14 protein-coding genes are annotated in these 16,725 nt (G+C 52.7%); 8 read left to right on the forward strand and 6 right to left on the reverse strand.

Going from position 1 to position 16,725, the window contains the following annotated elements; translation table 11 throughout:
• Positions 1-197 precede the first annotated feature (197 nt).
• Together tssD (C7T94_RS15315) and tssD (C7T94_RS15320) are read left to right on the forward strand one after the other, a co-directional pair.
• Entirely contained in the window at positions 198-593 is a 396-nt protein-coding gene (gene tssD, locus C7T94_RS15315) for a type VI secretion system tube protein TssD (RefSeq protein ID WP_107216287.1), read from the forward strand.
• 65 nt (positions 594-658) lie between these two features.
• Positions 659-1,054 carry a type VI secretion system tube protein TssD gene (gene tssD, locus C7T94_RS15320; RefSeq protein WP_107216766.1) on the forward strand — a complete coding sequence of 132 codons (396 nt, stop codon included), beginning with the start codon at positions 659-661 and terminating at the stop codon, positions 1,052-1,054.
• Between the two features lie 270 nt (positions 1,055-1,324).
• Here tssD (C7T94_RS15320) and C7T94_RS15325 read toward each other — a convergent pair whose 3' ends face one another.
• Both C7T94_RS15325 and C7T94_RS15330 read right to left on the reverse strand, forming a co-directional pair.
• On the reverse strand, positions 1,325-3,031 hold the full coding sequence (locus C7T94_RS15325) for a sodium:solute symporter family protein (RefSeq protein ID WP_107216288.1): 1,707 nt from the start codon (positions 3,029-3,031) through the stop codon (positions 1,325-1,327).
• Between the two features lie 91 nt (positions 3,032-3,122).
• Positions 3,123-5,597: a PIG-L family deacetylase gene (locus C7T94_RS15330; protein ID WP_107216289.1), complete on the reverse strand. Its 2,475-nt coding sequence runs from the start codon at positions 5,595-5,597 to the stop codon at positions 3,123-3,125.
• 214 nt (positions 5,598-5,811) lie between these two features.
• Here C7T94_RS15330 and C7T94_RS15335 point away from each other — a divergent pair, with 214 nt between their 5' ends.
• Positions 5,812-7,704 carry a tetratricopeptide repeat-containing sensor histidine kinase gene (locus C7T94_RS15335; RefSeq protein WP_162618728.1) on the forward strand — a complete coding sequence of 631 codons (1,893 nt, stop codon included), beginning with the start codon at positions 5,812-5,814 and terminating at the stop codon, positions 7,702-7,704.
• Here the strand turns inward: C7T94_RS15335 and C7T94_RS15340 are convergent.
• Positions 7,701-8,465: a DeoR/GlpR family DNA-binding transcription regulator gene (locus tag C7T94_RS15340; protein ID WP_204353306.1), complete on the reverse strand. Its 765-nt coding sequence runs from the start codon at positions 8,463-8,465 to the stop codon at positions 7,701-7,703. The genes C7T94_RS15335 and C7T94_RS15340 overlap by 4 nt on opposite strands.
• 136 nt (positions 8,466-8,601) lie before the next feature.
• Here C7T94_RS15340 and C7T94_RS15345 point away from each other — a divergent pair, with 136 nt between their 5' ends.
• The 3 genes from C7T94_RS15345 to C7T94_RS15355 are packed head-to-tail and all read left to right on the forward strand — an operon-like array spanning position 8,602 to position 12,471.
• Positions 8,602-10,197 (forward strand): glycerol-3-phosphate dehydrogenase/oxidase, encoded by a 1,596-nt coding sequence (locus C7T94_RS15345; RefSeq protein ID WP_107216770.1) that lies wholly within the window; start codon positions 8,602-8,604, stop codon positions 10,195-10,197.
• 28 nt (positions 10,198-10,225) lie between these two features.
• Positions 10,226-11,719, forward strand: a complete 1,494-nt coding sequence (gene glpK / locus C7T94_RS15350) for a glycerol kinase GlpK (protein WP_107216291.1) — start codon at positions 10,226-10,228, stop codon at positions 11,717-11,719.
• Positions 11,720-11,739: 20 nt separating this feature from the next.
• Positions 11,740-12,471, forward strand: coding sequence for an MIP/aquaporin family protein (locus C7T94_RS15355; RefSeq protein WP_107216292.1), 732 nt, complete (start codon positions 11,740-11,742; stop codon positions 12,469-12,471).
• 32 nt (positions 12,472-12,503) lie between these two features.
• Here the strand turns inward: C7T94_RS15355 and C7T94_RS15360 are convergent, their stop codons facing one another.
• Positions 12,504-13,889, reverse strand: a complete 1,386-nt coding sequence (locus tag C7T94_RS15360; RefSeq protein ID WP_107216293.1) for a mercuric reductase — start codon at positions 13,887-13,889, stop codon at positions 12,504-12,506.
• A 4-nt stretch (positions 13,890-13,893) separates the two neighbouring features.
• Positions 13,894-14,193: a DUF427 domain-containing protein gene (locus tag C7T94_RS15365; protein WP_107216294.1), complete on the reverse strand. Its 300-nt coding sequence runs from the start codon at positions 14,191-14,193 to the stop codon at positions 13,894-13,896.
• 126 nt (positions 14,194-14,319) lie between these two features.
• Here C7T94_RS15365 and C7T94_RS15370 point away from each other — a divergent pair, with 126 nt between their 5' ends.
• Positions 14,320-15,039: a hypothetical protein gene (locus tag C7T94_RS15370; RefSeq protein ID WP_107216295.1), complete on the forward strand. Its 720-nt coding sequence runs from the start codon at positions 14,320-14,322 to the stop codon at positions 15,037-15,039.
• 12 nt (positions 15,040-15,051) lie between these two features.
• Here the strand turns inward: C7T94_RS15370 and C7T94_RS15375 are convergent, their stop codons facing one another.
• Positions 15,052-16,263, reverse strand: coding sequence for an MFS transporter (locus tag C7T94_RS15375; RefSeq protein WP_107216296.1), 1,212 nt, complete (start codon positions 16,261-16,263; stop codon positions 15,052-15,054).
• A gap of 152 nt (positions 16,264-16,415) precedes the next feature.
• On the opposite strand from C7T94_RS15375, the gene C7T94_RS15380 reads away from it, so the two are divergent.
• The gene (locus tag C7T94_RS15380; protein ID WP_162618729.1) at positions 16,416-16,697 is read left to right on the forward strand and encodes a hypothetical protein; all 282 of its coding nucleotides are present in this window, start codon (positions 16,416-16,418) and stop codon (positions 16,695-16,697) included.
• The last annotated feature ends 28 nt before the right edge of the window (positions 16,698-16,725 follow it).

Raw genomic sequence — 16,725 nt, forward strand, 5'->3', positions numbered from 1 at the left:
CACAAAATCTCATGAAAGTTTTCCACAGCGCCTGGCAAAAATCTGCGTTTACGCTCGCAGGAACTAATTGTGTCCAGAAAAACGGTCGCTAGAAAGAGATCGGCTTCAACAATAACGGCAAACTGTTTGACGTTGAATAATCGCTGCACCCCGGGTGCGCGAGTCCTTATTTATTTACTTATATTAAACCAAAAGTTATGGCTTTCAAAGCAAGATTAAACTTTTCGGGCAAGGAGTACGATGTGCTCCATTGTGCCTACTCCCTCAACCGCGACGTTGACGCCAAGGGCAGACCCTCTTCGGGCGTATACGGCGGAACAATCGATGTCGAAATCGAATCTACTGAAGACACCTCTATTATCGAGGCGATGGTCAACAATCAGTACAAACCCATTCAAGGTACCCTGCTCATCAAAAAGACAGAGGAAGACGCCAAGATGAAGGAACTCAATTTTCAGGACGGCTACATCGTGAAGTATGCCGAAGGAATTAACATCGTGGGCGATCATCCCATGACCCTGAAGTTCCAGATCTCAGCGCGCTCACTGAAACTGGGCAATGCCGAACATGTAAACGACTGGCCAAAAGCTTAACACAAGCGTTTACAAGAATTAACTGATTGCAGCACCGCTGCCTTACCTATTTAATATTTATCATCATGGCTTTTAAAACCAGATTGACCCTCGGGTCTAAAGAATTCGACGTATTACAATGTAATTTTTCCCTTAACCGCGACGTAGATGCCAAAGGCCGCCCTTCATCAGGCGTGTATGGCGGTACCATCCACATTGAAGTGGAGTCTACCGAAGACACATCGGTCATCGAGTCAATGGTTAATAACCAATATAAACCGCTTTCTGGCACAATCGTTTTCAAAAAAGGAGACGAAGACGCTAAAATGAAAGAGCTTACATTCGAAGACGGATACATTATTCAATACAATGAAGGTATTGCCGTAAACGACAATACACCCATGACGCTTAGCTTCGTGGTTTCTGCCAGGAAATTGAAACTCGGTAACGCCGAGCACGAAAACGACTGGCCCAAAGCTTAAGCACCGCACCCTACTAAAACCTATTGAAAACATAAACAGGCGGAACGTTGTTCCGCCTGTTTTTTTGCGCGCCTAAGGCGGTCCTTAAAAGAATATTGGGCGTGGCCGGTACAGGCGGCTCAACCTGGCCGGCCGCTACCATGTGCGGTATCCCGGCTCAGGCCGATTAACACAAGCCGTGCTCCGGCATGATCAGCAAGCCCTACCGCCCAAGGCGTTAGCAAGCGGGTTTCTCACCAGAGAAACCCTGCATACCGCCGATTGGGACCGCTAGCTAACAGCAGATCCTTCTGCTTTATCGCCATGTAAAAACAGCCTGATCGCCAGCGCGAAAAGTATCACCGCAAGCGCTCCGATCACATTCAGCCAAAGAAAAGATACCACATCAAAGAGCCAAACGCCCACAACGAGCAATTCAGCCAGCACGGCAGCGCCGAAGACTGAGGTGCCATTGATGCGCTTCATGTAAAATGCGACCAGGAAAATTCCGAGTATCGGCCCGTAAAAAAGCGACCCGAGGATGTTTACTGCTTCAATCAGGGAACCCATTTGCGTTGCAAACATGGCCACCCCGATCGAGAACAGGCCCCAGAAAAGTGTATGGAGCCGCCCGTGCAGCAATTCCTGCTCCTGGCTGAGCGCAGCACCTTTGTTACCGGGATAGTGAATGTCTTTCAGCGAACAGGAGGCCAGAGAATTGAGCGCAGCGGAGATCGAGCCCCATGAGGCCAGGAAGATGATGGCGAACAGCAACCCGATCATGCCCACAGGCAAGTTGTTTTTTACAAAATAAAGGAAGATGTAGTTTGTGTCTGTGGTATCTGCGCTGACCTTTTTATCGTTGATGGCCGTTTCCACCTCTTTGCGGAGGTTCTGAAGTTGCTGCTGCGCCTCCCGGTAGCCTACCACTACCAGCTGCTGCTCGGGGTTGCCGGCATGGCGTTTTGCCAGCAGCATCCGCGATCTTTTCTGAAACTCTTCTTCTAAAGCATTATGCCGCTTTTCGAATGCCTGCGCTTCGGCCGGGTACTTTTCTTTGAAACTTCCGTAGGCCTGTTCGTTAAAATACACTGGTGCCGGCCGTAAGGCAAAGAAGGAAAACAACAGCGCCCCGAGCAACAAAATGCCAAACTGCATCGGTATTTTTACGAGGCCGTTTAACAGCAATCCGGTTTTTCCCGCATCGGTATTTTTGGCGGTAATGTACCTCCCTACCTGGCTCTGGTCCGTCCCGAAGTAGGAAAGCGCGAGGAAAAATCCGCCGATCAGCCCGCTCCAGATATTGTATTTGTCTTTCCAGTCAAAGGTGGTGGTAATCACATTCAATTTGCCGGACTTTCCGGCAAGGTATAACGAATCACCGAACGACGCGCCTTCCGGCATGCCTTGCACCAATAGAAAGCCAGTGAAGACCATAGCTGCGAGGATGATCAGGAACTGGACCTTTTGGGTGTGGGCCACAGCCTTGGCGCCGCCGGTATAGGTATAGATCAGCAGCAGGCCGCCGGTCAGCACATTCGTCAGATAGATGTTCCATCCCAATACCGAAGAAAGGATAATACTGGGCGCATAAATGCTTATCCCGGTCGAAAGACCCCGCGAGAGCAGGAAAAGAACACTCGTAAGCACACGGGTTTTGCGGTCGAACCGCTGCTCCAGGTATTCATAGGCTGTATATACGTTCAGCCGCTGAAATATGGGTATAAAAGTCGCAGCGATGACGACCATGGCTATTGGCAGGCCGAAGTAGTACTGCACAAACCGCATACCGTCAGTATAAGCCTGGCCTGGTGCGGAAAGAAAAGTGATGGCGCTTGCCTGCGTGGCCATGATGCCCAGCAGTACGATGTACCAGGGCATTTGTCTGTCTGCCATCAGGTATGAATTGACATCCTTTTGCCCCCTTCCTTTGTAAACGCCATAGACCACCACCACGATCAGCGTAAGCACCAGGACTAACCAATCTATTGCGCTCATGACCAGTATCGGGTAAAAACAGCGTATGCAATGATCTGAATCACCAGAAAGGCGATCAGCAGAAAGTACCAGCGGTTCCAGTTTGTCTTGCTCATTTCCGGCCTGCAGATAAAAAATTAAAAAATAAACGTGCCGCTCCCGGATTTCCGGCAGGAAGCTGCCTGAAAAATGCCAGCGGGCTGTAAATATAATGGCCCTTGCCGAATCTGGTATAAAGCACGGAACCGCCTGAAGGTTGTTCACCGGAGTCGTTCATGGCCAGAATGGGCTGGTACCGCTCGTCCCAGGACCCCGGAAAATAAGCGCCGCGTTCCTGTACCCAGCCCGCGAAATCTTCCGGGCCGATCTTATTCGGGAAATTAAGCAGCGGATGGCCGGGGCTGGTCAGGCTAACGGGACTGTTCTCTTCGGTTACCCGGGTTGAGCTGAGTGTAATGGGATAGGGTCCCAGTTGCCGGGTAGACATATCCTGCAATGTGTTGTACTGCATAACCAGCGTGCCACCCGCTTCAACATAACGAAGCAGCTGCGGCATCCAGGCTGCCATGCGCCGTTCAGCATTGACCGCACGGACCCCTGTAACAATTGCATCGAAGGCGGCCAGCCGGGCCAGGTTGCTGATGTCACTTTCTTTCAGCACCGTGACCTCGAGTCCCGCCACACGCATAAAATCGGCAGTTAGATCTCCGGCGCCCTCTATGTAGCCGATTTTGGTGACTGCAACCTTCAGGTCGGCGCGCACCAGACGTGCCGAGGCAGGAACAAAATATTGCAGCACTGGCAGGTGACTGTAATTGATCAGCTGCTGCGTACGGTCATATTGTCTGCCACTGCGATCAGTAATGGCTGCATACATAACCAGTCCTTTTTCAGCAGCCGCAGGCAGGCCTGCAGCTTTTACAGGAATATCCAGGAGCGTATCGCGCCCCGCGTCGATGTTGATCCCCGTCAGGCTGGCCAGCGTTTTGCCCCCGCAGTTCACCTCTAACAGACCGTTTTCAAGCGCCTGTCTGGCCGTGATCCGTATTCGGGTTTGTAAAACGGCCTCGCCGCGCTGTATGTAGAGCGGCTGGGCAAAGGCAAGGTCAAACCCCGGTACGATACGCAAAGGCTCTACCACATCGCCGCGAACAGGATCCAGTTTTTTATAGGACAGCGGAACGTCCAGGTCAACATGTTCTCCGCCTATACGCAGCTCGATCCTTACTGCGGGCACATCTTCATTGATGGCTTTGCCGATGAGCTGTTCATTTGCCACCTTAAAACGCGATGGCGTCTCGGGTGGCTCCTTTAGCCAGAACGGCGTTGTTGGCGGCAGCGCTGCCGGAAGTGTGAAGTCTGCATGTAAGGTAAAGAGCGAGTCGGCGGGCAGATTCCGTGCTGGTTTGCCGGTGTCCTGCCCGGGCCAGGTAAGCTGCTCCAGGCTTACAGGCACGGCTGCGCGCTGTACCAGGTTAAGCCTGAAAGGCAATTTCTGGCCGGGCACCGCTTCAGGCCGGTCTGTCACAGCCTCGGCCATCAGGCCGGCGCAGTGTAAAATGATCCGGTCAAGCGATGCACGCTTTTCAGCCAAGTCAGGCCCTTGCTTCAGCGCCGCCAGGCGTTTCCGTAACGTAAACAGTGCGGGCAAGCTGGCCTCGGGTCGGTTAAAATCGTATTGTTTGAGGATGGTCCCGATCTCCGTATCAATGGCCGGCTGCCCGATACGTTCCCAGCCTTGTTTAATTCCATCGAAAAGGCCAGATGCCGCCCGTTCACCCGCTACATGCACAAAGTATTCGGTACGTTTGCCGGCTACAGACTGCGTTCCCGCGCCCTGGCTCTTGTGCAGGCTCCTGCTCAGGCCGGCAAGTTCGCCATAACCCAGCCCCAACAGCGGATCGTACTGGCCCGCCGTTATTTTCAGCTGGCTTTCGTCTGTTGTATTTGTAGTTCCAAACCGGAAAGTATTCCATAGCAGTCTTTTCGCCTGCCATATGCCAAGGGTTTTTAGCTGCTCAGGGTATCTCCGGGAATCTGCCGCCGCACGGAAAGCATCCTCGGCAAGAATGGCCGATGCGGTGTGTTGCCCATGGCCTGCTGCGGCTGTAGGCGGGAACCGGCATATGATAACGTCAGGGCGAAATTGCCTGATCACGCGCACAACATCAGCGGTAACCGCATCTCGGTCCCACTGCCTGAAGGTGTCTTCCGGGTTCTTGGAAAAGCCAAAATCAATCACCCTTGTAAAGAACTGGCCTGCCCCATCAAGTTTGCGTGCCTCAAGCAGTTCGTATGTTCTGATTAAACCCAGCGCGGGGCCCTGCTCGCTTCCCAGCAAATTCTGTCCGCCATCGCCCCTGGTCAGCGACAGGTAAGCCGTGTTTGCATTAGCTTCGTTGACCAGCCAGGAAAGCAGTCCGGTGTTCTCATCGTCAGGATGCGCCGCAAGGTAAAGTACCCGTGTCATTTTTTTCAGCTGCCTGATTTCTTTAAATATACCCGCTGCCGGAGCTGGCCGTACCTGCTGTGCATGGAGTGTGCCAGCAATCAATAATAAAAGAAGGATACCGTAGTATTTTGTCATAGATGCCTTAAAGCTTGCCTTGTTGTTAAAAATAGACAATTTAGCCCGGGCGGCCTTGTGTTAAGGAAATTGTTACGTAAAGCGATTGCGAAAACCTGCCTCACATATCATAAAACATACAAGCGTGAACAATTGATCCGTATCTTTGCGCCTCAAAATGAAGTCCGGACTGCTTTTCCTGCCTGCCTTTTTTGCGCTGTTCTTTATGTCCGGCATGGCCACTGCCTTGGCGCAGGTACAGGAAAAAAGCAGGGCTGCATATGAGGAAAGGATCGGATTTTACAGGTATTACAAGCCTGACTCAGCAATCCTGCTCGCGCAGGAGGCTTTGCTCGTGTTTGAAAATCAGGGCAACCTGGCCGGCATGGCCGGCATGCTGAAACAACTCGGCATGGTCGACGACAACCTCGGTATGCCTGATGAGGCGCGCGAGAAGTACAACCGGGCCCTGTCGCTCTTCCGCCGTGCGGGCGATAAAAAAGGCGAAGCCAGCATCCTGGTCCGGATCGGGGTGGTCGAATTGCGCAAAGGCAATTATGACAAGGCGATGGGCCGGTTCCTGGCGGCTTTGGCCATCAGCGAGAAACTGGCCGATTACCAGGGAATTGTCGAAGCCTATAATACCATCAGCGAGGTTTACATAGCCCGTAAATCGTTTGGCGACGCACTTTCCTACCTCAAGCTCGCTGAACAGGCTGCACGAAAGGCGCCCATGTCAAGCATTACCCTGAACATGTACACCAATTTCGGTTCTGCATACGCCGGGCTGGACTCGACCGCCCGGGCGGAGCATTACCTGCGCAAAGGCCTGGCGTTAAGCAAAGAAAAAAAGTTTGCCGGCCTTCACATCACCCTGCTCAACACGCTGGCTGCCGTTTATGAAAAAACCGGCAACCGCCAGCGCGCAATAACTTTCCAGCTGGAAGCATTGAAAACATCGCGCGATATGAAGAACTACCTGCGTGAATTACAGACGCTTCGCGGTCTTGCCGAAAATTACAAAGCCGAGCCGGCCATGCAGCTGCAGTACCTGGACAAGGCGCTTAAACTGGCCGCAAGCAAGGGGGCAATCAGGCAGCAGATCGACATTTACGCAGCAATGGGTAATTTTTACAAAACCCGTGGAGACTACAACAAGGCCCTCAGCCTGACAGAAAAAGGATATGCCCTGGCCGACAGCCTGTATTACCGCTCTGCCGGACAACGCATTGCTAACCTGACCGCGGTCTATGAAAAAGAGAAATCTGACGCACAGGTACGGGAATTGCGTTTGCTCAACAGCCGCAAGAACCTGCAGCAGACAGTAACACTTGCGGCGGCAGGCGCGATTCTTACCCTTTTTGTTATCCTCGCCTTTTATTTTTACCGCGTGCGGGGCCTGAACCGTGAACTTACTGCACTGAATGCAGTCAAGGATAAATTGTTTTCGGTACTGGGGCATGACCTGCGTGCGCCGTTCGCATCAATTGTAAACCTGCTTTTCCTGATCAATGATGATAGCCTTACCACAGAAGAACGGAAGGAACTGGTGCATAAATTATCCATCAAATGTAACGCCTCGCTGGAAACGTTGAACAATTTGCTGCGCTGGGGCGAAATGCAGATCAAGGGACTGAGGTTGAATCCGAAGCGCTTCGACCCGCAGGCCATCATCGAACGGAACGTTGCAATCGTAGCCGACCAGGCAGAAGACAAGAACATTTCAGTCGAGAACCATGTGGCCGGCCTCTCCTGGGCGCCTGTTATTTTTGCGGATCCTGACCATTTTGAGTTTGTGATCAGGAACCTGCTCAGCAACGCCTTGAAATTTACACAGCCGGGCGGCCTGGTCAGCCTGAACTGCGGGCGCGATGCATCCGGTCATGTCTTCTTCGAGGTGGCCGATACGGGTGTTGGCATTCCGGCCGACCGGCTTGAAAAGCTCTTCACACCGGCCAGCATTAGCCAGAAAGGCACGGCTGCCGAAATCGGTACCGGCCTGGGTTTGTTGTTGAGCCGCGAATTTGCAGGATTAAACGGAGGTACGCTTGTGGTAAGAAGCGAAACAGGTAAGGGGAGTGTATTCACGCTCACACTTCCGGCCGCTCCAGGAGAGGAACTTGCTTAAACGAGTGTTACTTTCACACCTGAACGCTCAAGGTGCTGCAGAACCGTATCGGGAATTCCCTTATCGGTGATGATCTGGTCAATCTCTTCCAGCCCGCAAATCTTGCCGAAACCACGTTTGCCGAATTTGGTTGAATCTGCCAGCACAATGGTTTTCTGCGAACAGCTGATCATCTGCCTGTTCAGGTGCGCCTCCATGGAATTGGTTGTTGTAAGCCCGTATTCCAGGTCAATACCATCGACCCCCAGGAAAAGTTTTGTACAAAAGAAATCGCGCAGCACGTTCTCGGCATAAATACCGGTAACAGAAGACGAGCTTTTACGCAGCAGTCCACCAAGTTGCATGACTTCAATGCCCGGATTCCTGACCAGTTCGAGTGCAACGTTGAGTGCGGCGGTAATGACCGTGATGTTCAGGTTTTGCGGAATGTTCCGTGCGAAAGCCTGAACAGTTGTTCCTGACGCGATTACAATCGAATCGTTTTCCTGAAGTAACGCGGCAGCCTGCAGGCCGATGTTGTTCTTCTCGGCAGACATGATCTGCTCTTTCTCGTTCACAGGCCGGTCTACCGTATAGGGATTGTTCACGGTTGCGCCGCCATGCGTACGGTACAGCAGATTTTTTTCCTCTAATAATTTTAAGTCCTTCCTGATTGTAACCGACGAAACGTTGAGCTCCTTGCAAAGATCGACGACATTGATATATTGATCTTTTTGCAGCTTACTTAATATTATTTGATGTCTTTCTGCCAGCGTGATCATTTATTTGAAATTTGTTTGCAAAGTAATTAATAAATGTTGGTTCCAAAGAATTTTTCAAATAAATGGACGCTTGTTCAATGTTTCGAAAATGATTTCTTATAATTGCGTATTATTTCATTTTATTTTTTTTATAACCATGAAAAGAAATCACCCCCTCGACCTTTCCGGATCTGCCAGTTGCGACATATTGATTATCGGCGGCGGCGCAACCGGGCTTGGGATAGCGGTTGATGCCGCCTCGAGGGGACTAAAAACCATCCTGATTGAGCAATCTGATTTCGCAAAGGGAACATCCAGCCGCAGTACAAAACTTGTTCATGGCGGGGTGCGTTATCTGGCCCAGGGCGACATTAAATTGGTTTACAGCGCCTTGCACGAGCGGGGCATGTTGCAGAAAAACGCTCCTCACCTGGTCAAAAAAGAGGCTTTTATCATTCCCTGTTATTCCTGGTTCGCAATAGCTAAATATCTTGTTGGTCTTAAATTCTACGACATGCTGGCAGGCAAGTATACCTTCGGCAAGTCTGAGTTCCTTTCGGCAAAAGAAGTAAGCAGCCTGCTTCCGGGCATAAAAACGAAAGGACTTAAAGGCGGTATACGTTATTTTGACGGTAAATTTGATGATGCACGGCTGGCGCTTAACCTGGCGCAAACCGCTTCAGAAAAAGGGGCCAGATTGGCTACGTATGTAAAGGCAACCGGTTTGTTGAAAGACACTGCGGGGAAAGTTGCCGGTGCAGAGGTGGCCGATCTTATTACGGGCGAAACCTATCCCATTCGTGCAAAATCGGTGATCAACGCTACCGGCGTCTTTGTAAACGATATTCTCAACATGAACAGTCCGAATGCGCCCAAGCTGGTCAGGCCCAGCCAGGGCGTGCACGTGGTGCTGGACAAACGGTTCCTGGAATCTGAAGTGGCGCTGATGATTCCCGAAACATCTGACGGTCGTGTCCTTTTTGCTGTGCCATGGCACGGGCACCTGCTGGTGGGAACAACAGACACGCCGTTGAACGACAGCGACCTGGAACCCCGGGCCTTACCCGAAGAAGTGAACTTTATTCTGAATACTGCAGCTGCTTATTTCAATATTCAGCCAAAAGAAGGCGATATCCTTTCTGTTTTTTCCGGACTCAGGCCGCTCGCCGCCCCTTCAGACAAAGACGGATCGAGCACCAAAGAGATCAGCCGGGACCACAAACTGATCGTTTCAGATTCCGGGCTGATTACGATTACGGGTGGAAAGTGGACCACCTACCGCAAAATGGCTGAAGAAACCGTAGACCTGGCCATTAAAAATCATCAGCTTGCAGCGGGTCCCTGTGTAACCCGCAGCCTGCCTGTTCACGGCGCCGCCGAACCCCGGGAAGAAGACCATCTTTCGGTGTATGGCTCAGACAAGGCTCACATTGAACAGCTGCTGCGGGAGCGACCCGAACTGGCCCAAACAATCCACCCGGCCTATCCCTACACCCTTGCAGAGGTGGAATGGATTTGCAGAAACGAACAGGCAGAGACTGTAGAAGACGTTTTATCGCGCCGCCTGCGCGTGCTCTTTTTTGATGCCGCTGCAGCAATCGAAATGGCCGCTCCGGTTGCCGCCCTCATGGGAAAACTGTTTGACAGGGACGAGCACTGGCAAAAAAGTCAGGCCGAGGCTTTCTCGAAACTCGCAGAAGGCTATCTTTATAAAAAATCGGCCCTCCGGCACGAACAGCACCTTTACAACTAAGCCAAATATTAAACCGAAACCAATAACCATGGACCAATACATTTTGTCGCTCGACCAGGGAACCACCAGCTCGAGAGCGATCGTATTTGACAAAAACGGAAACATCGTTTCCATTGCGCAAAAGGAATTTACACAGCATTACCCGAAGGCCGGCTGGGTCGAACACGATCCGCAGGAAATCTGGTCCTCGCAGATTGCCGTAGCGGCAGAGGCCGTTTCGAAAGCAGGGCTGATGGCCAGGCAGATCAACGCAATTGGCATTACCAACCAGCGTGAAACCACAGTTGTATGGGACCGCGAAACCGGTGAACCTGTCTACAATGCCATTGTCTGGCAAGACCGTCGCATGGCGGCCTACTGCGACAGCGTTAAAAAAGAGACCTGGAATGAAAGCATCCAGAAAAAGACCGGTCTGATTATCGATTCTTATTTTTCTGCCGTTAAAATTAAATGGGTGCTGGACGAAGTTCCGGGTGCGCGGGAACGTGCCGAGGCCGGAAAACTGGCTTTCGGAACCATAGACAGCTGGCTGATCTGGAAACTGACCGGCGGCCAGGAACACATTACCGACGTAACGAACGCCTCACGCACGCTTCTGTTCAACATCAACACCCTTGAATGGGATGCCGAAATGGCTGAAAAGTTTGGGATTCCCATGAGCATGCTGCCTGCTGTTAAGTCGTCCAGCGAGGTGTACTGCAAGACCTCGGGCGAGATCTTTGCAAGCCAGATACCCATTGCGGGGATTGCCGGCGACCAGCAATCGGCCCTGTTCGGGCAAATGTGCACCCAAAAAGGCATGGTTAAAAACACGTACGGAACGGGCTGCTTTATGCTGATGAACATTGGCCATGAACCCCGGCTGTCAACCCACAACCTGCTCACCACCATTGCCTGGAAGATCGGCAATGACGTTTCATATGCACTGGAAGGCAGCATTTTTATAGCAGGTGCCGTTGTGCAGTGGCTGCGCGACGAGCTTAAACTGATCAGTTCTTCGGCCGATGTGGAGCGCCTGGCCAGCACCGTTCCTGATACGCAGGGCGTTTACGTTGTACCCGCTTTTGCCGGCCTCGGAGCCCCCTACTGGGACCAGCATGCGCGCGGCACCATAACAGGGATTACCCGCGGCACCAATGCTGCCCATTTTGCCCGGGCAGCCCTCGAGAGCATTGCCTACCAGACCCGCGATGTACTGAAAGCCATGGAGGCCGATGCGGGCACACCGATCAGGGAACTTCGTGTAGACGGGGGTGCCACCGCCAACGACCTGCTCATGCAATTCCAGGCCGACCTGCTCCAATGCCAGGTTATCAGGCCCGAAGTTACCGAAGTGACCGCCATTGGTGCTGCTTATCTTGCCGGGCTGGCAACCGGTTTCTGGTCAAGCGTAGAAGAAATCGGTTCGCAATGGAAAATTGACCGCAACTTTGACCCCGGCGACGATACACCGAACGCGGAACGGATCAAGGGCTGGGACCGTGCGGTCAGGGCGGCCCGTGCAAATGCAGCAGATGAATAGCAACCTAAGCAAACTCAACAATGAATGAATTTTATGCAGAGCTGATCGGGACTTTCCTGGTCATCTTACTCGGCAATGGCGTGGTCGCCAACGTGGTCCTTACCGGAACCAAAGGCCATGGCGGCGGCTGGATCGTGATCACCACAGCCTGGGCCATGGCCGTTTTTGTAGGCGTGGTCGTGGCTGCGCCTTTCAGCGGTGCGCACCTGAACCCGGCGGTAACGCTGGCACTGGCCATTACCCAGAAATTTCAGTGGGAAAATGTACCTTATTATATTTTATCGCAGCTTACAGGGGGGATCCTTGGTGCCACCACTGTATGGCTCTTTTACCGGGACCATTTTGATGCAACCGCAGACCAGGGCCTGAAACGGGCCTGTTTTTGTACCTCTCCTGCCATAAAGAACAAAATGACAAACCTGTTCAGCGAAATCGTGGGCACATTTGTACTCATCTTCGTGATCTTTTATTTTACAAATGCAGAACTGGGCACCGAAAAAACGCCAATCGGGCTTGGCTCTATCGGCGCCTTGCCCGTAGCGCTGCTGGTTTGGGTGCTGGGCCTTTCCCTTGGCGGCACCACGGGTTATGCCATCAATCCCGTGCGCGATTTCGGGCCGCGGCTGGCGCATGCCTTGCTGCCCATTAAAGGAAAGGGCGACAGCGAATGGGATTATGCATGGGTACCGATTGTGGGCCCGCTTATCGGCGCGGTACTGGCCGGGCTGCTGTACCTGGCGCTTAACTTATAACACTGCGCATGGCCGGCGTATTCCGGCCATGCCTACTCTTTCAGCGACATAAACAGGTTGTTGAGCGATTCGGCATACAGGGGGTGCGCAAAGGTCGCGTAACGCACCTGCTCCCAGGTCAGACCGCCCATCATGGCCATTTGCAGGATCGACATGATCTCGCCGCCGGCTTCGCCAATAATGCTTGCGCCTAAGATCTTTTTGCTTTTCCGGTCAACAATCGCCTTCATGAACCCCTGGGTTTCCCCGGTTTCGATGGCACGGGCAACGTTTCGCATGGGCAGCTTGGCGCAGGCATAGTCCAGTCCTGCCTGGATGGCTTCGTTCTCTGTCACGCCTACCCGACCCATTTGCGGGTCTGTGAACATGCAATATGATAGCAGTCTTTCTTTCACCGACTGCTTTTTTCCGTTCAACAGGCGCCGGGAGAGCAGGTAGTGGTCATTGTAGGCGATGTGCGTAAAAGCCGGCCCTCCTTTCACATCACCCAGCGCAAATACACCGGGCACATTTGTTTCAAGAAATTCATCAACCAGAACATGCCCCTCCTCATCTCGCCTGATCCCTGTATTTTCAAGTCCAAGGCCTTCTGTTTGTGGCGTCCGGCCAAAAGCAAGCAAAACATGGCTGCCGGTTACCCGGCTTTCGCTGCGCTCCCCCTCCAGGGTAAGCTGAACCCGCGACTTTCCGTAAGGGTGAAAACCGGTTACCTTTGCACCGGTCATGACGGCAATACCCTCCTTTTGAAAGACCTCGCTGATCACCGCACAGGCATCGGCATCTTCGTGCGGCAGCAGGCGGTCGGCCTGCTCAATCAGCGTTACCCCTGCGCCGAAACGCCTGAATAACTGTGCATACTCCAGGCCGATGTAACCTCCTCCGGCAATGATCAGGTGCCGGGGAATCTCCTGCAGATCCAGGACGGTTTCAGAAGTAAGGTAATTCACTCCGCGAATGCCAGGAATGTCAGGGATCAGCGGGCTCGCCCCGGTATTGATCACAATAATCGGTGCGGTAAACCGCTCTGCCCTGCCCGCTGCATGCTGTACTTCGATCACTTTATTTTCCAGGAACACGGCCGCGCCATAACAGATACGCAGGCCTTTGGTGCCTTCGGCATTTTCAGTGGCGCTTGCCCGGAAGCGGTCTGAGATCGCAATTGCACGCGCACGCACCGTCTCATAGTCGACTTTCAAACCGGGAATTTCGATACCCAGCGCTGCACTGTTCCTGGCCAGGTGTGCCATTCGAGCCGATGCAATCAGGGTCTTTGTGGGCGTGCAGCCATCATTGATACAGGTACCACCAAGCCGTCTTTTCTCGACCAGAAGCGTTTTTTTACCTGCCCTTGCCAGTTTCCCTGCCATGGGCAGACCAGCCTGGCCTGCGCCGATTACAATTGCATCAAATTTTTTCATAGAATCAGGAAACCACCACGCGGCTGTCAAAGGCTACATAATTCCGGATTGCAAGGGCAGCTTCGTGCGGCTCGGGATGATACCACGCCGCATTCTCAAGTTGCTCGCCGCCTGCAACAACGTGGCACCAATGCATCTCCCCTTTCCAGGGACATTCCGTTCGCCTGCCCGAAGCCAGGAGGTATTGCCGGTCGAGGCACTGCGGCGGAAAATAATGGTGGTTTTCCACGATCACCGTCTCTGCCCCGGCATTGTCTGCATATGCCGTATCTGCAAGCACCACTCCGTTAAACATTGCCCGCATGGATTCATTTTTTGAGCTATAAACCCTTACCCTGCCAGAAATGTTCTTAAATTTAGATAATCAGCCACCTCCTCGGCCGCCGGCATACTAAAATGTCTGCAGGGGAGTTTTGATTATGATGTACACATGAAATACCTGCTGATCCTGTTGCTCGTTTCTTGTCTGGTTGTCAGCCTGCCTGCCCAGCAGCCTTTTGTTTTCCCTGCGTTAAAAAAGGCTGGCATGAATTTGCAGGACCTGATTCCAAAAAACTGGTACGCGATCGACACGGCCTATGGCGATCTGAACGGCGACCAGGTGAGCGATGTGGTGCTGGTACTCGAGCACCGGAACGCGGTACGCGAGCACCGGGCTTATGGCGATAACACCACCGAGATCATTGCAGAGCACCAGCGTCCGCGTATGCTGGCCGCCTATTTTGCAACAAAGAACAAAGCGCTGCTGCGCCTGGCGCTGCAAAACAACGATTTTGTGCTGCGCGCGAGCGAGGGGGGCAAACTCGGAGATCCCTACCGGGATGTCAGCATCGACAAAGGTGCACTTCGCATGCGTTTCTCAGGCGGAAACAGCTGGCGCTGGAACCTGGATTACCAGTTTCGCTATAAGGGAACGGCATGGGTCCTTACCGCGGCCAATAGCGAATACTTTCACCAGGAGACAGGCGAAATGACATCGAGAAGTTTTGATTTCATATTACAGGAGGTTGAGGTCGTTAGCGGAAGCATCCATAGCCGGGCTTCAGGTAACGCCACGTTCCGCGAAAGCCTGCGAGACGAGCCGATGCGCACATTTCTCACGTTTAAAAAGCCCTGGGCCTGGGAAATATTGCCGGGCACTTACCTGTAGGTCTGCAGCCCGTCAGACGCTCATGCAGGGCTCTCCGACCGATGTACCCGCCTTTTCCGATCGTTTTACCTGGGATTTTCCTGAACGAACCATTCTCAGCAGCATAAACGCAAAGAAGGCGCCAGCGAGTGCCATGCCTGCCCCTACGGTAGCGGGTGCCGTGTACCCAAAGCCGTACACCAAAGGCAAACCGCCCAGAAACGCACCGAGGGCATTGCCGATGTTAAAGCTTGCCTGACTGGCAGCCGCGGCCAGCATTTCAGAGCCTTTAGCCGTATTGATCATGAGCATTTGAATCGGTGCTGCCAGCGCAAAGGCTACGGCCCCTGTAACAAAAGTCATAATCAGCGCCGGTATCTGCAGGTGTGACACAAAATGAACAATGACGAGCGTAACAGTCATGGTTAACAGGAGCAGCATGGATGCCCTGCCGGGCGAAAACCGATCGGCCAGTTTGCCGCCTATAAAATTTCCTGCCATCATGCCGGTGCCGGCCAGAACCAGTACATACGTCACGGCGCTGCTCGAAAATCCGGCTACGCTGGTCATTAACGGCGCGATGTAACTGTACCAGCAGAAGAGGCCGCCTGTCCCGATAGAGATCATCAGGATGATCAGCCACGCTTCGGCTTTACCGAAAAAGCTCAGTTCCTGCCGCAGATTCCGGTCTTTGGCCGCCTGCAGCGCCGGAAGCCAGGCTTTCAGGCTCCATACCGTAAGCAGCCCAACCACAGCAACGATGGCGAACGAAAAGCGCCACGAATAATGATGCCCGATATATGTACCCAAGGGCACCCCGACAATGTTGGCGATCGTTAACCCGGCAAACATCATAGACACTGCCTGGGCAGATTTACCTTCGTCTGCAATGCGGCTGGCGACTACCGATCCGACACCAAAAAAGGCACCGTGCGGAAGCCCGGAAAACAGCCTTGAGAGAAACAGCATCGTATAGTCTGGGGCGAAGGCAGACAAACCGTTAAACACTGTGAACATCAGCATCAGCACAATTAATATGTTTTTTGGCGGATATTTCCCTGCAATTGCCACGAGCAGCGGCGCACCGATAACCACACCCAGCGCATAGGCAGAGATCAGGTGACCTGCCTGCGGTATGGTGATCTGCAGGTCTTTTGCAATGTCGGGAAGCAAACCCATCATCACGAACTCTGTAATTCCTATACCGAGCCCGCCAAGGGTAAGTGGCAGTAACGTCTTTTTCATGACCGAAGCTTAGTTAGTGTAAAAAATACACTAAGCAAAAGTACGGCCTTTCAGGTTAAGAACCGGTAAATCCTGTGTCATTCTTTTTCAACAGCATCCAATCAAAGACAAACCAAACGGCTGTCAGGTTGTTGAACTGTAAAAACATGACCATGGAAAAGCCCCTGAACAACCCTGATAAAGAGAAGGCCATTAAAAACAATTCACTGCGCAACCAGTTGGATGAGCAGACAGCAGCCAACGGGGGTCCGCGCGACGGCCATGACAACACCGGAACGCAGGGTTATGATTCCCTGAGCGATGACGCCTTTACAGGCGACCTGTATAAAAAGCCTGCCGGCGATACCCAATCGCACACCGGCAGCTCTTCCGAAGATTTTGATGAGGAAAAGTTCAGTGACCGGGAAGACAAGGCCCTGGACTCAGGAATTTAACCCCGAAACCGTTGGCGCTGTGCCAGCC

Source organism: Pedobacter yulinensis (assembly GCF_003029735.1).
Lineage (GTDB): Bacteria > Bacteroidota > Bacteroidia > Sphingobacteriales > Sphingobacteriaceae > Pedobacter > Pedobacter yulinensis.

Bases quoted from the DNA above. Each gene is read 5' to 3' on its own strand.
- C7T94_RS15375 (WP_107216296.1), bottom strand. From the start codon at position 16,263: ATGAAAAAGACGTTACTGCCACTTACCCTTGGCGGGCTCGGTATAGGA.
- C7T94_RS15360 (WP_107216293.1), bottom strand. From the start codon at position 13,889: ATGAAAAAATTTGATGCAATTGTAATCGGCGCAGGCCAGGCTGGTCTG.
- C7T94_RS15355 (WP_107216292.1), top strand. From the start codon at position 11,740: ATGAATGAATTTTATGCAGAGCTGATCGGGACTTTCCTGGTCATCTTA.
- C7T94_RS15380 (WP_162618729.1), top strand. From the start codon at position 16,416: ATGGAAAAGCCCCTGAACAACCCTGATAAAGAGAAGGCCATTAAAAAC.
- tssD (WP_107216287.1), top strand. From the start codon at position 198: ATGGCTTTCAAAGCAAGATTAAACTTTTCGGGCAAGGAGTACGATGTG.
- C7T94_RS15340 (WP_204353306.1), bottom strand. From the start codon at position 8,465: ATGATCACGCTGGCAGAAAGACATCAAATAATATTAAGTAAGCTGCAA.
- C7T94_RS15345 (WP_107216770.1), top strand. From the start codon at position 8,602: ATGAAAAGAAATCACCCCCTCGACCTTTCCGGATCTGCCAGTTGCGAC.
- glpK (WP_107216291.1), top strand. From the start codon at position 10,226: ATGGACCAATACATTTTGTCGCTCGACCAGGGAACCACCAGCTCGAGA.
- C7T94_RS15370 (WP_107216295.1), top strand. From the start codon at position 14,320: ATGAAATACCTGCTGATCCTGTTGCTCGTTTCTTGTCTGGTTGTCAGC.
- C7T94_RS15365 (WP_107216294.1), bottom strand. From the start codon at position 14,193: ATGCGGGCAATGTTTAACGGAGTGGTGCTTGCAGATACGGCATATGCA.
- C7T94_RS15335 (WP_162618728.1), top strand. From the start codon at position 5,812: ATGGCCACTGCCTTGGCGCAGGTACAGGAAAAAAGCAGGGCTGCATAT.
- C7T94_RS15330 (WP_107216289.1), bottom strand. From the start codon at position 5,597: ATGACAAAATACTACGGTATCCTTCTTTTATTATTGATTGCTGGCACA.
- tssD (WP_107216766.1), top strand. From the start codon at position 659: ATGGCTTTTAAAACCAGATTGACCCTCGGGTCTAAAGAATTCGACGTA.
- C7T94_RS15325 (WP_107216288.1), bottom strand. From the start codon at position 3,031: ATGAGCGCAATAGATTGGTTAGTCCTGGTGCTTACGCTGATCGTGGTG.